This is a genomic window from Enterobacter cloacae complex sp. SYL003, from assembly GCF_049236925.1.
Taxonomy (GTDB): Bacteria; Pseudomonadota; Gammaproteobacteria; order Enterobacterales; family Enterobacteriaceae; genus Enterobacter; species Enterobacter intestinihominis.
Genome location: NZ_JBMKJK010000001.1, coordinates 342,356 through 356,276 on the forward strand (window position 1 = coordinate 342,356; position 13,921 = coordinate 356,276).

Genomic DNA, 13,921 nt, shown 5'->3' on the forward strand with positions numbered 1-13,921 from the left:
TCACGTTTAAAAAAACCTTGCGTTAAAAATACTCTCAGCATAGACCATTACGGAATAAAGATTATGCTCAACCGAATTACCGTTCAGCTCCCGGTTGAGGGGCTGCTTTTCTGGAAACTCTCCGGCCGCGAGGCGATGTCGGAGTCGTACGCGCTGACGCTGACCCTGCTCGGCACGGATGCGCGCCTTGACCGCAGCAGGCTGCTGGGTCAGCCGGTCACAGTGACCATCCCCACCCAGAACCTGCTTACCCCCCGCTATATCAACGGTAAGGTGACGCGCGTGGCGGTGAGCGCCGTGGAGCTGACGGGCACCCGCTATGCGGTCTACCAGCTGACGGTGGAGCCGGACCTGTGGCCGATGAAGCGCGACCGTAACCTGCGGATTTTCCAGGGCCAGACGGTACCACAGATTGTGAAAACCCTGCTGGGTGAGCATCAGGTTAACCTCGAAGACAAACTCACCGGCAGCTACCGGGTGTGGGACTACTGCGTGCAGTATCAGGAATCGAGCCTGGACTTCATCAGCCGCCTGATGGAGCTGGAGGGGATTGCGTATCACTTCAGCCACGAGGCGGACAAGCACACCCTGGTACTGACCGACGCCGCGACGCAGCATCAGCCGTTCAGCGGCTATGAGGTCATTCCTTACCATCAGACGCCGTCCGGCGGCAGTACGGATGAAGAGGGCATCAGCCAGTGGGCGCTGGAGGACAGCGTGACGCCGGGGATTTACAGCCTCGATGATTACGACTTCCGCAAGCCGAACGCGTGGCTTTTCCAGGCGCAGCAGAACCCGGCGTCACCGAAACCGGGAAGCATCGACGTGTACGACTGGCCGGGGCGCTTTGTGGAGACAGGCCATGCGGAGTTCTACGCCCGTATCCGTCAGGAGCGCTGGCAGGTGGAGCATCAGCAGATTCAGGCGACGGCCACGGCGGCGGGCATTGCGCCGGGCCACATCTTTACCCTGACCAACGCGCCATTCTTCAGCGATAACGGCGAGTATCTGGTGACGGCGGCGGGGTATCACTTCGAGGAGAACCGCTACGCCAGCGGCGAAGGTGAAACCATTCACCGCACCGATTTCACCGTAATCCCGGCGTCGGTGTCGTACCGTCCGGCGCAGAGCACGGCGTGGCCGCGGACCTACGGCCCGCAGACGGCGAAAGTCGTGGGGCCGCAGGGGGAGAGTATCTGGACGGACAAATATGGCCGTGTGAAGGTGAAGTTCCACTGGGACCGTCTGGCGAAGGGTGACGACACCAGTTCCTGCTGGGTGCGTGTCTCCAGCGCATGGGCGGGCCAGGGCTACGGCGGGGTGCAAATCCCGCGCGTGGGCGATGAGGTGGTGGTGGACTTTATCAACGGTGACCCGGACCGACCGATTATCACCGGGCGCGTGTATAACGAAGCCAGCATGCCGCCGTGGGCGCTGCCGGCTGCGGCGACGCAGATGGGCTTTATGAGCCGCACGAAAGACGGTTCCGTGGACAACGCCAACGCCCTGCGCTTTGAGGACAAGGCGGGCGCAGAGCAGGTGTGGATCCAGGCTGAGCGTAATATGGACACCAGCGTTAAAAATGATGAAACGCACAGCGTCGGGGGCGCACGCAGCCATTACGTGAAGAAAAATGAGCTGCATCGTGTTGAAGCGAACCAGATCCAGGCCGTGAAAGGCGGAACCGAGATCCTGACGGGAAAAGGCAAGCTGGATGCAGCGGTAGAGCAGTATGTCATTGCTTCCGGGACCAAGCTGCGGCTGGTCTCGGGTGAGAGTGCTATTGAGCTTAACGCTAACGGCAAGATTAACCTGATTGGCAAAGAGTTTAACTTTTTCGTTGAGGGAGATGGGTATATCACCACGGGTGGTAAGCTGCATCTGAATACCTCGGGAACCAAGCCGGGCACAACGGCACCGGGATCGGGGCATAAAGGGGATATTGATGCGGCGGTGCAGGAGAAGTTTGCGCCGGGAAAGGAGAGTAAGGCAGGTGCGGCTGCAAGCGCGCCTGCCGAAACCTCTAAAACTGCAACACCCCCATCATCAGGTGTGCCTTCAAGCGGATATGGCAAGGATGTGGATGGTCTTGTAGACAAATCACCGACCATGAAAAATGACATTGCGACTTTAAAGAAACGAGGCTGGGCATTCGAAGAGGGTGAAGCAGGCAAGGGAACGTTTGCTAATCGTCAAACGCGAGTTATTACCGTTGATAAAAATGAGCTTGGTAATCCGAAGGCTGTTGTTCAGTCTCTGTCGCATGAAAGTGGCCACGCGTTATATGAACCTAACATTGATGTTTCATCGCGCGATGCCTACCTGAACAGTGCACTTAGTGATGAAGGCGCTGCAACACTGAATAATATCCGGGTGCAGCGTGAAATCCTGGCCAATAAGGGAGGGGATATAGGTATTGCAGGCAATCCGGCAAATCAGTCACAATATAATCGAATCTACGATTCTCTCGAACGCGGGGGTATTAAGGAAAGTGAAGCGCGAACGCAAATAGGCCGCATCTTTGGTAAAGGCGAACAAACGTCAACCACAGGGCAATATTACGAAGATTATTATGGCGGTTGGTATGACAAAAATTATCCATAGTATAAAAACGGGTGCGGTACTTGCGGCTTTATTAACGACGGGAATGGCAGGAGGTAACATGCAGAAACAGGATCTTTGGCAGTTCATTGCAGAAATGAGCGCATCACTCAAAACGTTGTCCGTTAACAGTCTGGATAACGCTCCGTTGTCATTCAAGCTAACGAAACAGAATGAATATATCAATTTCTACAATGCCGACGATATCCAACTGGCGGATGGAACGAACATTACTGCAATTGATTTACGTTTAAGCAAAGAAAGTGAAGGTATGGCACCGTTACTGAATTTTTCACCGTCCGGCCAGTGCATCACTCTCGACACGGTTAAAAAACATTATCCGCAGCTGACGTTAACTGATTATCCACGAGGCCGCTCGGAGAGCGAAGTGACGAGTTATACAGCGCCAAAGGATTTGAATGGTCAAAAAGTGAGCTTCAGTTTCACGGTTAAAAACCCTGACTGCCTGGGCGTGGTCGTTATTAGCGCAGACTAAAAAAACTGATTCCTTGACTCACCACTTATTGATGTGGTGAGAAGTGTAATATGTATCATGGTAAATGACGATAACCGTGAAAATACGCCTTTCTGCCTGTCTTTTTTTGCCCTGATATCAACATTTCTGAACAGTTATGAAGTTTTCGCTCAGACTATGTCATCCATTCTGACAAAACAGGATTTTTCCGTGCAGATCAACGACCAGCCTGTCGCCTTGGGCGACAGATGGACGCCTGATATTGCCCGTAAAATTGACGTTCCGGTGGAAGGCTGTTTTATCGGTGAGATTCCTTTTGATGGAACAAACTATAAATTCTACCAGCATCAAAAGGCTGGGTGGAATATACAGTTCTTATCTCTGGTGGGATAAAGCAGAAAGAAGCGTTGACGATTATATCGTCTCCCAGGTTACGCTGGCTGCCTCAGATATTTCAACGCTGCGTGGAGTTCAGGTGGGTTCAACAACCAGAGAATTGAACAATGCATACGGCGATGGTCAGGTCGAAAATGATTCAGGGGAGCAGTGGGTTTCCTATAAATTGGGTAAAAAATTACTCTTTTTGAGGTGAAAGACAGTAAGGTTGTGCAAATAACCATGTATTACGAAAATGGTACTTCAGAATAAATTATGACCAAAAAATATCTGGAAGTCGTATTGTTCACCGCTTTATTGACAGGCGTCGTTGAAACGTCATCGGCACTTGAATTATCGCAATACGATAAGCTCGATACGGTCAATCGCATCGTTAACGACAGGGAAGTGACAGACAATCTCAGGACGCTGCTGGGAAATCATTACCAGACCTTAATTGATAGCTTTGATGCCTTCGGTGAACCGCATACCACCACAGGTGGCGGATTGTTTGTTGAAGGTTGGTTAAAAGATCTCTATCAGGAGAATGCATCCGTGCTGGTTATCAATCCTGACGGCAAAATCTTTGCGGCCTGGGTGGTTTCGGAGTCGGACGTAATCCATTACCAATCCTCTGGTACTAGCCCGGGTATTAATGCTGATATCCATCAATGGGCTGCCAGGTTCAATACGATGCAGTTTGCAACGAACAGCCAATTGAGACCTGTGTTTGACGGGGTTTGGGCAGGCGGGGTTGGCAACGACTCGACGTTAACCCTGAGGTTAGCTGAATCTGGCAACCGTATCACCGGGTCTTATTGCTATATCTTCCTGAGAGGCAACCGCATAGATTGTCCGGAAAATGATGAGCGAAATCTTAGCGGTACGATCGCTGGCAATCGTGCCAATGTAGAGTTCAACTCATCGTTTGGCGGCGCAAACGGACGAGCTGTTCTGGAAATAAAGGGGAGTGAAATGGAATGGAGTCTGGTAACGCCTCCTCAAAAAGGAAATGATTATGCTCCGCAGCGTTATACGTTACGTAAAGCCGCTTCGGTTCATCACGCTGAAACCAGAAAACTGGACACCGAAAAGTTCACCATCTCTCTGATAAACAAGTGCGGGCGTTTCGAGGGCAAATGCGACCAGATGGTTTATCTCGGCGTGCGCAAAAGCGATAACAGTACGATCTCCTTAAAGGGTAAAACATTACACGACTCCGCAGGTAAAATAATCGGCTCAACGTACAAGAATGGCGAGACCGTTTACACCGTAACGTATGCACCTGTGAAATTGGTTGTCAGCAAAGGCAGTCATGTTTTAGTCGAACAGTCAGGCCAGTGGCTTAAATAACTATACAGCCAGCCAAAAGGCCAGCACGGATTGGCCTCTTTTGTTTCTCACAATATTAATCATCCCGAGTTCACTTATGAAATACACCCTCCAGGAAGGTTCGTTTTCCCTTTTTCCTGCCGCCTGGCAGGATAACAGCATGAACATCATTCGTGATGACGAGAGCGGATTATCCGTGGTGGTCAGCCGCGGCGTTATCCCGGATGGCAGCAATTACGAACAAGAGTTTCACCGCCAGTGGGATGTGCTGCGTTCTCAGATGGGTGAGATCGCCCAGAGCGAATTTCAGCACGTAAAAGCCGGGCCTGACGGAAAAATTAACGGGCTGGAAGTTGAGACCATCTTTGACCGTAACGGCCAGCGCCTGTGGCAAAAACAGCTTGCCGTGCAGACGCCGGACAAACCGGTACTGATGATTTTTACCCTCTCGGCCTTAAAAGCCTTTACGGAAGAGGACGAGGCGCGCTGGAGCGCACTGAAGCAAAGTCTGACGCTAAACGACAACCGGAATGTGTAAGGCATGAGCGATAACAACGCGGCCCGTAAGGGCGACGAGATTATTCACTCCAGCATTTTTGCTGATATAACCAGCATTGTGGCGGAAGGTGCCGCCTATGCGGTGATTGGCGCGGCGGTGGGGGCAGCAGCTACCGTGGCGGCGCCACTGCTGGGAGCCGGGGCGGCAGCCGCAGGCGTGGCGGCGATCGGATCCAGCTGTCTGCTGAGCGGCATTATTGGGGGTGTCCTGGCGAACGTTGCGGGGATCACCGACGATATCAGCAACGCCACTGAAGGGCTGGGCAACGCGCTTTTCCCGCCGTCGCCTGCGGGTAAGATCACTACCGGTTCCAGCAACGTTCTTACCAATGCGATCCCCGCTGCACGCGCAGCCGGGACCTTGACGCCTGCCGATACTCCTTCCCCTGAGCCGCAGTCTCCGGGCAGCTTTGCCGACTACGCGGGCATGCTGCTTGCCGCTGCCGGACAGTTCGGCAGCGAAATGTGGCAGCCGAGCGTGGCCTCTGCCGCTGCCGGGACCTCGCCGCTGGAAGAAGACAAGGTGGCGTGCGAGAAACACTCCGGGCCGCAGTATCTGGCGGAAGGCTCGAAAAGCGTCTTTATCAACGGGCAGCCCGCGGTGCGTGCAAAAGATCGCACCACCTGCGAAGGCACCGTTTCCGACGACGTCTCCCCGAACGTGATCATCGGCGGCGACACCCTCACGGTTCGCGATATTAAAAGCGGCAAAACGCCGGGCCTGGCGCTGGGGATGATTGCGCTCTCCCTGCTGCGCGGGCGTCCGGGCAAGATTCTGAAAAACATGCCCTGCGCGCTGGCTGCTGCCGGTGGCGGGATGCTGGCTGATATGGCCGTCAACGCCATGTTCGGCTCCTCGCACCCGGTTCACGCCGCTACCGGCGTGAAGGTGCTGAATGACGACGACGAACTCGATTTCTCGCTGCCGGGGCGCTTTCCGCTACGCTGGCAACGCAGCTACAACAGCCTGACCACCCGCGAAGGGCTGTTTGGTCTGGGCTGGGCTACCACCTTTGACAGCTATCTGACGCTGGAAGAAAACAACGCCACCTGGTTCGATGAAACCGGGCGCGAGCTGAGCTTTGAACTGCCGCCGGTCGACCGCGCGTTTTACAGCATCAGCGAAGGCATTATCATCCGCCGCAATGAGAGCGGCGACGTGGCGATTGCCGACGATGACGGCGCGGTGTGGCGTCTGTATAAACCGACCCGCGCTAACCCAGCCATCCTGCGCCTGGCCTCCCTCAGCGACGAGTACGGCAACGCGTTGCTGACAGAATGGGATGAGCACGGGCGGCTGGTCGGTCTGCACGATGAGCCGCGGGCGATCGATGTCACCCTGCGTTATGAAAATGAACGTTTCCCGCAGCGGGTTACCTCGGCGAGCCATTTCGACGGCAACCAGACATGGCCGCTGATGCAGTGGGGGTACGACGTGCGCGGCCAGCTGGCCAGCGCAACGGATGCCTCCGGCGTGGTAACCCGTGAATACCGTTATAACGATGATGGCCTGATGGTCTGGCACCGTCTGCCGGGCGGTCTGGAGAGTGAATACCGCTGGCAAAAATTCGACCACTGGCGCGTGGTGGAAAACCGCACCAGCACCGGCGACGGCTGTCGCTTTAGCTACGATTTAGCCGCCGGGCTGACGACCGTCGTTCACTACGACGGCCAGACGCGAAAGCATTACTGGAACGCGCTGAACCTGATTGTTCGCTACGTTGACGAGCGCGGTGAGAACTGGCGCTACGAGTGGGATGACAACGAACTCCTCACGCGCCGCATCGATCCGCTCGGTAATGCCGTTACCTTCGTCTATGACGACATGGGTAACCGGGTGCAGGAGATCGACGCCGACGGCAATACCCGCACCACCACCTGGCTGGAGCACCGTGCGCTTCCGGCCTCCATCATCGAAGCCGACGGTAGCGCCACCCGTTTCCGGTATGACGAACATCACGGGCTGAAGTGCGTGGTGGATCCGATGGGGCAGACCACGCTGCTGCGTCGGGACGAGTTTGGTCAGGTTGTGGAAGAAGTTGATGCCGCCGGCAACAGCCGCTACCAGGAGTACAACGAGGCCGGGCAGATGGTGCGTGTTACGGACTGTTCGGGCCGTGTGACACAATACCGTTATCATCCGCTGGGCTGGCTGGTGGCTGAGATAAGCGCCGACGGCGAAGAGACGCGTTACCGCTACGACGCCGCAGGGCGTCCGGTGCAGCTCGACCGCCCGGAAGGCTGGACGGAATCTCTCAAATGGAACGAACGTGGCCTGCCGGTGAAGCATGCGGGCGCCGACGGGAAAGAGAGCGAGTTCAGATACGACGAGGCAGGGCGCTTAACCGCCACCCGTAATACGCAGGGTGAAGAGGTGCGTCGCCGCTGGGACAGCCGCGGGCGTCTGATTGCCCTGGAAAACGAAAACGGCGAAGCGTATCAGTTCCGCTGGGGTGCGGACTCGCTGCTGCTGGAAGAGGTGGGGCTGGATGGCGTGGCCTCGCAGTATCGCTACGACGCCTGCGGGCGTACGATAGCGCGCACCTTTGCCGCCGGACATCCGGAGGCCATTACCCATGCCTTCGCCTGGAGCGCGAGCGGCCAGCTGGTCGCCCGCACCACGCCGGAAGGGCAGACCCGCTACCATTACACCCCGTCCGGCCTTCTGAGCCGGATTGGGCTGCATCCTGCGCTTTCAGTCGATGCCTGGAGCGCCGAAGCCGAGCAGGAGCTTGTGTTTGTGTATGACGCGCTTGGACGCGTCACGCGCGAAACGGGCGAACACGGAGAGCTGGCGTGGCAGTATGACGCCCTCGGTAACCGCACCTCCGTCACGCTGCCCGATGGCCGGGAGCTGAAACAATTCTACTACGGCAGCGGGCATTTGCTCAGCATTGCCCTTGATAAGCTGTCGGTCTCCGACTTTACCCGCGACGAACTCCATCGTGAAACCAGCCGTACGCAGGGGCTGCTGACCACCCGCAGCGAATACGACCGCCTTGGCCGACTGCATCGCCGGGACGTTTTTACCGGCAATGCCCAGCGCCCGTCGCCGCGCCGCTGGTCCCGCCGCTGGGATTACGACTATCGCAATAATCTTGTCCGCGAAGAGCGGGACGATAACCCGTTCAGTTGGTACCGCTGGCAGTACGACAGCGCCGGACGTCTGCTGGTTCAGGACGGCACGCTGCCCGGCCAGGAGCAGTGGCGCTGGGATGCGGCCGGGAACCCGCTTGAGGGGGCTGCTGAGAAAGTCACGCACAACCGTCTGACGCAGCTCAACGGCATTCGCTGGCGTTATGACATCCATGGCCGCACCGTGGAGAAGGATAACGGCCAGACCCGCTGGCACTACCGCTACGACGGCGCGCACCGCCTGACGGAGGTCATCAGCCAGCCGCGGGACCGCAACAGGCCGCAGACGCAGGTCAGCTTCCGCTATGACCCACTCGGACGACGCATCAGCAAAACGCGTCGCCAGATGCTGGGCGGCCAGCCAACCGGTAAGCCTGTCACCACGCGGTTTGTCTGGGAAGGGTTCCGCCTGTTGCAGGAAGTGCACGGAGAAGTGCCGCTGACCTACGTCTACAGCGATCAGGACAGCTACGATCCGCTGGCGCGTATCGACGGGGTTGATGCCCCGGAGATCTTCTGGTTCCACTGTCAGCCCAACGGTACGCCGGAGCGGATGACGGATAGCGAAGGGCAGGTGCGCTGGGAAGGGGTGAACAGCGCCTGGGGCAAACTGCTGCGGGAAAGCGAAACGCAGGTATCAGGATATTCCCAGAACCTGCGCATGCAGGGGCAATACCTGGACCGCGAGACAGGGCTGCACTACAATCTGTTCCGGTATTACGACCCGGACTGCGGACGGTTTACGCAGCAGGACCCGATAGGGCTGGCGGGGGGGATAAATCTTTACCAGTATGCGCCGAATGCGCTCAAGTACATTGACCCGCTTGGATTATGTAAGGTTAAAAGCGCAAGAGCGCGACAAGCGAAAATGCTAAAGGATGATGTAGGATATAATATTAGTCCAAAAAGTTGGGACCAATATCCTGCAATTGGTCGCGATGGTACATTCATTACGGACAAAAAAGGAGCGTTGAAATATTTCAATGGCATTGAAGACGGAGATGTAACTATATCTAAGTCTCTTTCCTTAATAATTGAAAAAGATATGGGGTTATATCCAGGTTCACTAAGTGAAGGATTTAATATCAGAAAGATTGGCGGAATCTCTAATATGCAGCCACGAAGTCCATTAAGTGGTAATGATTATTTCTTAGGTCCGGGTCAACATTTACCTGGTGGGGCTCCAGAAATGGTGATAAATTCCGTACCAACATCAACTCCAGTAGCTATAAGGGTGAATGTAAATTGAATAAGATGCCAAATGAAGCGATTATTGTTATTGATATAGCTGGGAACCTTATAAAAACCCGGGCTTTTGGTCAGCATTTTATTAAAAAAATGCAGGTATTAGGTTTTTCATTATTAGATGAGTTTATGGTTAGGCCTGTAAGCGATGATCTGGATAAGCAGAGAATTATTAGAATTCTAATTAGCGAGGGTGCTCTTTTTTTATATGGGAATGGTTGGTATCCATCAGAAGTGATGGAATATTACAAAGATCAAGGCATAAATTTCGGCAATTATAAGATTATATATTGGAGTGATAAAGATACGTACCATATAGAGGAAAGGTAACCCTCCAAAAATAAAAGATGTAAAATATATCCTAGGTATTTATGGATTTTATTTTATATGCCACGCATTTCGCCTGATTCCCCTCCCTTGATTTTATTCGCCATCCGCTTGCCGCTTAGTAGAACCTGCTCTAAGGGGGGATTGAGAATATTATCCATAACCGCCTGACGCAGCTGAACGGCATTCGCTGGCGTTATGATATCCACGGCCGCATCGTGGTGATGGTTAACTGTCAGACTCACTGGCATCACCCGGTTTGTCTGGGAAGGGTTCCGGCTGTTGCAGGAAGTGCACGGGGATGTGCCGCTGACCTATGTCTACAGCGATCAGGACAGCTACGATCCGCTGGCGCGAATTGACGGCGTTGATGCCCCGGAAATCTTCTGGTTCCACTGTCAGCCCAACGGCACACCGGAGCGGATGACGGATATCGAAGGGCAGGTGCGCTGGGAAGGGGTGAACAGCGCCTGGGGCAAACTGCTGCGGGAAAGCGAAACGCAGGTATCAGGATATTCCCAGAACCTGCGCATGCAGGGGCAATACCTGGACCGCGAGACAGGGCTGCACTACAATCTGTTCCGGTATTACGACCCGGACTGCGGACGGTTTACGCAGCAGGACCCGATAGGGCTGGCGGGGGGGATAAATCTTTACCAGTATGCGCCGAATGCGCTGGGATGGGTGGATCCGTGGGGGTTATCGTGCAGAAATAGCTGGAATGATTTCCAGAGCAAAACTCGAGGTGCTTTTGCTACAAGAGGTCATGCTGCACGGGCCTACCGAGCTACTCATGGAATTTCAAAGCCAGATTTCCCTAATCCGGCGACATACCTCGATGCAGGAAAAATTAGTAGGCATTTAGAACTATTCAAGGGAGGGGTTACTAAGTTCGTTTGGGGTATTAATCCTGAATTTAGTCATTTAGGTCCTCCAGGAGGCCACTTTGTTATGCCAAGGACCGTTGCTGATGACTTAATTAGACGTTCGGGTGGGAACATTCCAAAGCTTGAAAGATTGTTAGGGTTAAATGCAGGTGATCTCGGAGACGCTCCTTTAAGAGTTGATATTAATAATCCGACAGGTTTAAGAATGCCAACAGGAAATGAACGAGGAGCAAATGAATTTTGGTTGCCGGGAGGATATACTTCAGGTGGTATCCCAGAGGCGGCCATAGATCCTACTCCGCTAAATCAATTAAAGATCACACCGTTGAAAAATTAAAAAAAGGAGGCGCAATGGATAAAATAATATTTAATAATTATGGAGTAATCCTTATCGAAAGAGAAGGGCGTTTTTTTATTAGGTTTTATTCAGGGGGGATAGTTATGAAAGAAGAGGAAGAAGAATTGAGCATTGATGAGGCCAAAAAAGTTCAAATGAGTGAAAAGGATGCTTATGAGGTTTTAATAGCCATTGAAAAAAAGAAAAGCTAAATTATTGGCCTCATTTTTAATAATTACCTGTCGATCAGTAATAAGGATGGTTTTTTACTACAAACCAAAATAAGTCGCTCAATGAGGTTCTTTGTAAAAGTTAACTTTAGCCAATTATAATAGAGAACTAAAAACACGCATGGGGGGCGTTTTTTGTTCAAAGCGATTAAAAGTTAAATAAAAAATTATCTCATAGAAATCTTTAAGAAGTAATTTTCCCCTTCCACAACCATCTTGTCCGCTACTTTCGTGCCTTGCTTATCCTTGTCGGCGTGGAGTCCTTATACATTATAGCTTGAGCACGTATAAGCCCTTGCTCTAGGCGCACGCAGGGGGGCTGTCTACCCGCAGCGAATATGACCGTCTTGGCCGCCTGCATCGCCGGGATATAGTTACCGGTAATTCTCAGTGCTCTTGGTTGCACCGCTGGGATACTACCGGTAACCCGCACGAAGGCTCTGCTGAGAAAGTCACGCACAACCGCCTGACGCAGCTGAACGGCATTCGCTGGCGTTATGATATCCACGGCCGCACCGTGGAGAAGGATAACGGCCAGACGTGCTGGCACTACCGCTACGACGGCGAACATCGCCTGACTGAAGTCATCAGCCAGCCTCGGGATCGCAACAAGCCGCAGACGCAGGTCAGCTTCCGCTACGATCCGCTCGGTCGCCGCATCAGCAAAACGCGCCGCCAGATGCTGAGCGGACAGCCAGCCGGCAAGCCGGTCACCACCCGGTTTGTCTGGGAAGGGTTCCGCCTGCTGCAGGAGGTGCACGGGGATGTGCCGCTCACTTACGTCTACAGCGATCAGGACAGCTACGACCCGCTGGCGCGTATTGACGGCGTGGAAGCGCCGGAGATTTTCTGGTTCCACTGCCAGCCCAACGGCACGCCGGAGCGGATGACGGATATCGAAGGGCAGGTGCGCTGGGAAGGGGTCAACAGCGCCTGGGGCAAGCTGCTGCGGGAAAGCGAGACGCAGGTATCAGGATATTCTCAGAACCTGCGGATGCAGGGGCAATACCTGGACCGTGAGACAGGGCTGCACTACAATCTGTTCCGGTATTATGACCCGGACTGCGGAAGGTTTACGCAGCAGGACCCGATAGGGCTGGCGGGGGGAATAAACCTTTACCAGTATGCGCCGAATGCGCTGGGGTGGGTGGATCCGTGGGGGTTGAGCCGTAAATGTAAGGATCCATCTAAAGAAGCTACGAAATGGCAAGGTCAAGGTGATTACAAAGGTATAGATGTCTACAAAAATAGGAAACTGAAAAAAGGCACGATTTTGTATGCATTATATCCGAACGGTGATACTCCTCCATCATATGCGGTGACTTATCCAACCGTTAGGCAAAACAAAGGAAATGCTATAGGCTACCATGAAGCGCTTCAGGTTAAAATTGATCCTCATCGTACATTAAGAACGCAAGTAAGAGCTTATTATGTCAGCGAGGATATTGATGTCGCATATGGAAGAGCATTGGCTAATAACATTTATGGCCGAGGGGGAGGGATACAATTCTTTATCCCTGAGGAATTTAGAAATCTACTGATACCGGGGAAGGTTATAAGCATATGATTGATTTTGAAATTAACATCGCAGATGGCAAAGTTAAGTTAGATAATAAATATCTTTTCATACAACGGGAGGATACGTTTATAGTTTCTGAACTTTACAAATATCTTGAATCAAAAAATAAAATGCAAAGATTAATTCCTTATCATTATATCGTTAATACCGTTCGTTGGTTTGATAAGAAATTTGAGCTTATAATACGCCCATTATGCTTTAGCAATTTTCCATTTATGGTGCAATTAATTTATAAAGAGGGTGAGTATTATCAGGCAATAAGTGATTGGAATAAAGTTTCTAACATTGATATGTTAAACAAAGAAGTTGATTTCTTATATCGTTGGGTAGCAGAGGAATATGATCTTGGCGAACCAGATGCAAAAGAAAAACATAGTGTAACATGGCGTTTTGAATGGGGTGATATTACTGTCTGCTATGACATTAAATCATTTAATTGCGGTATCTATATAACATGGAATTAACTATCAAATAAGTATCGCATGTTGACTGTTTTTTGATCTTTTCTTTTTTAATAATCGATACGCATAAACATATCAATGGTGTACCACGTCCACAGGTGGTCGATTCAGTGTAGTTAATGAGGGGTAAATAATTGCACACGTTCCTCTAGATCTCATTCTTAATGAAATCCGTGTAGCTGATTCCACAGATTGGAGCCTTCGAAAATAAAATGCCCCAGTATGAATTAGGATTTATACTACGGATTATTACTTGATAAAAAGCCCAGCGCAAGCATTCGCTGGAACTATGACATCTTCTGTTAAACTGTGTAGAGCTCTAACGAGCGTGCCCGCTGCACTGTTGCAACTTTTCAAGTGCATATCTTGAATAAATTAA

9 protein-coding genes and 2 pseudogenes are annotated in these 13,921 nt (G+C 52.5%); all 11 read left to right on the plus strand.

The annotated features are described in order from the left end of the window. Positions 1-63 precede the first annotated feature (63 nt). The 11 genes and pseudogenes from ACOT1A_RS01610 (at position 64) to ACOT1A_RS01660 (ending at position 13,545) form a co-directional block, all read left to right on the plus strand. Positions 64-2,604 carry a type VI secretion system Vgr family protein gene (locus ACOT1A_RS01610; RefSeq protein WP_421625500.1) on the plus strand — a complete coding sequence of 847 codons (2,541 nt, stop codon included), beginning with the start codon at positions 64-66 and terminating at the stop codon, positions 2,602-2,604. Then, positions 2,585-3,097, plus strand: a complete 513-nt coding sequence (locus ACOT1A_RS01615) for a hypothetical protein (protein WP_232934620.1) — start codon at positions 2,585-2,587, stop codon at positions 3,095-3,097. The genes ACOT1A_RS01610 and ACOT1A_RS01615 overlap by 20 nt, the downstream gene beginning before the upstream one ends. A gap of 57 nt (positions 3,098-3,154) precedes the next feature. Next, the gene (locus ACOT1A_RS01620; RefSeq protein ID WP_232934621.1) at positions 3,155-3,469 is read left to right on the plus strand and encodes a hypothetical protein; all 315 of its coding nucleotides are present in this window, start codon (positions 3,155-3,157) and stop codon (positions 3,467-3,469) included. A 258-nt stretch (positions 3,470-3,727) separates the two neighbouring features. Further along, entirely contained in the window at positions 3,728-4,804 is a 1,077-nt protein-coding gene (locus ACOT1A_RS01625; RefSeq protein ID WP_232934622.1) for a hypothetical protein, read from the plus strand. A 76-nt stretch (positions 4,805-4,880) separates the two neighbouring features. Next, positions 4,881-5,321, plus strand: coding sequence for a DcrB-related protein (locus tag ACOT1A_RS01630; RefSeq protein WP_276169799.1), 441 nt, complete (start codon positions 4,881-4,883; stop codon positions 5,319-5,321). Between the two features lie 3 nt (positions 5,322-5,324). Next, positions 5,325-9,725 (plus strand): RHS repeat-associated core domain-containing protein, encoded by a 4,401-nt coding sequence (locus ACOT1A_RS01635; RefSeq protein WP_276169798.1) that lies wholly within the window; start codon positions 5,325-5,327, stop codon positions 9,723-9,725. A gap of 5 nt (positions 9,726-9,730) precedes the next feature. Beyond that, on the plus strand, positions 9,731-10,051 hold the full coding sequence (locus ACOT1A_RS01640) for a hypothetical protein (RefSeq protein ID WP_232934624.1): 321 nt from the start codon (positions 9,731-9,733) through the stop codon (positions 10,049-10,051). Between the two features lie 134 nt (positions 10,052-10,185). Beyond that, positions 10,186-11,272 (plus strand): annotated as a pseudogene (locus ACOT1A_RS01645) (RHS repeat domain-containing protein); the annotation flags it as partial. Between the two features lie 14 nt (positions 11,273-11,286). Continuing rightward, on the plus strand, positions 11,287-11,484 hold the full coding sequence (locus tag ACOT1A_RS01650) for a hypothetical protein (protein WP_023300305.1): 198 nt from the start codon (positions 11,287-11,289) through the stop codon (positions 11,482-11,484). Between the two features lie 331 nt (positions 11,485-11,815). Further along, a pseudogene (locus tag ACOT1A_RS01655) lies at positions 11,816-13,069 on the plus strand (RHS repeat domain-containing protein); the annotation flags it as partial. After that, entirely contained in the window at positions 13,066-13,545 is a 480-nt protein-coding gene (locus ACOT1A_RS01660; protein ID WP_276169797.1) for a hypothetical protein, read from the plus strand. The pseudogene ACOT1A_RS01655 and the gene ACOT1A_RS01660, both read left to right, overlap by 4 nt. The last annotated feature ends 376 nt before the right edge of the window (positions 13,546-13,921 follow it).

Coding starts and splice junctions, on each gene's coding strand:
- ACOT1A_RS01640 (WP_232934624.1), top strand. CDS start 9,731: ATGCCAAATGAAGCGATTATTGTTATTGATATAGCTGGGAACCTTATA.
- ACOT1A_RS01630 (WP_276169799.1), top strand. CDS start 4,881: ATGAAATACACCCTCCAGGAAGGTTCGTTTTCCCTTTTTCCTGCCGCC.
- ACOT1A_RS01615 (WP_232934620.1), top strand. CDS start 2,585: ATGACAAAAATTATCCATAGTATAAAAACGGGTGCGGTACTTGCGGCT.
- ACOT1A_RS01610 (WP_421625500.1), top strand. CDS start 64: ATGCTCAACCGAATTACCGTTCAGCTCCCGGTTGAGGGGCTGCTTTTC.
- ACOT1A_RS01620 (WP_232934621.1), top strand. CDS start 3,155: ATGGTAAATGACGATAACCGTGAAAATACGCCTTTCTGCCTGTCTTTT.
- ACOT1A_RS01660 (WP_276169797.1), top strand. CDS start 13,066: ATGATTGATTTTGAAATTAACATCGCAGATGGCAAAGTTAAGTTAGAT.
- ACOT1A_RS01635 (WP_276169798.1), top strand. CDS start 5,325: ATGAGCGATAACAACGCGGCCCGTAAGGGCGACGAGATTATTCACTCC.
- ACOT1A_RS01650 (WP_023300305.1), top strand. CDS start 11,287: ATGGATAAAATAATATTTAATAATTATGGAGTAATCCTTATCGAAAGA.
- ACOT1A_RS01625 (WP_232934622.1), top strand. CDS start 3,728: ATGACCAAAAAATATCTGGAAGTCGTATTGTTCACCGCTTTATTGACA.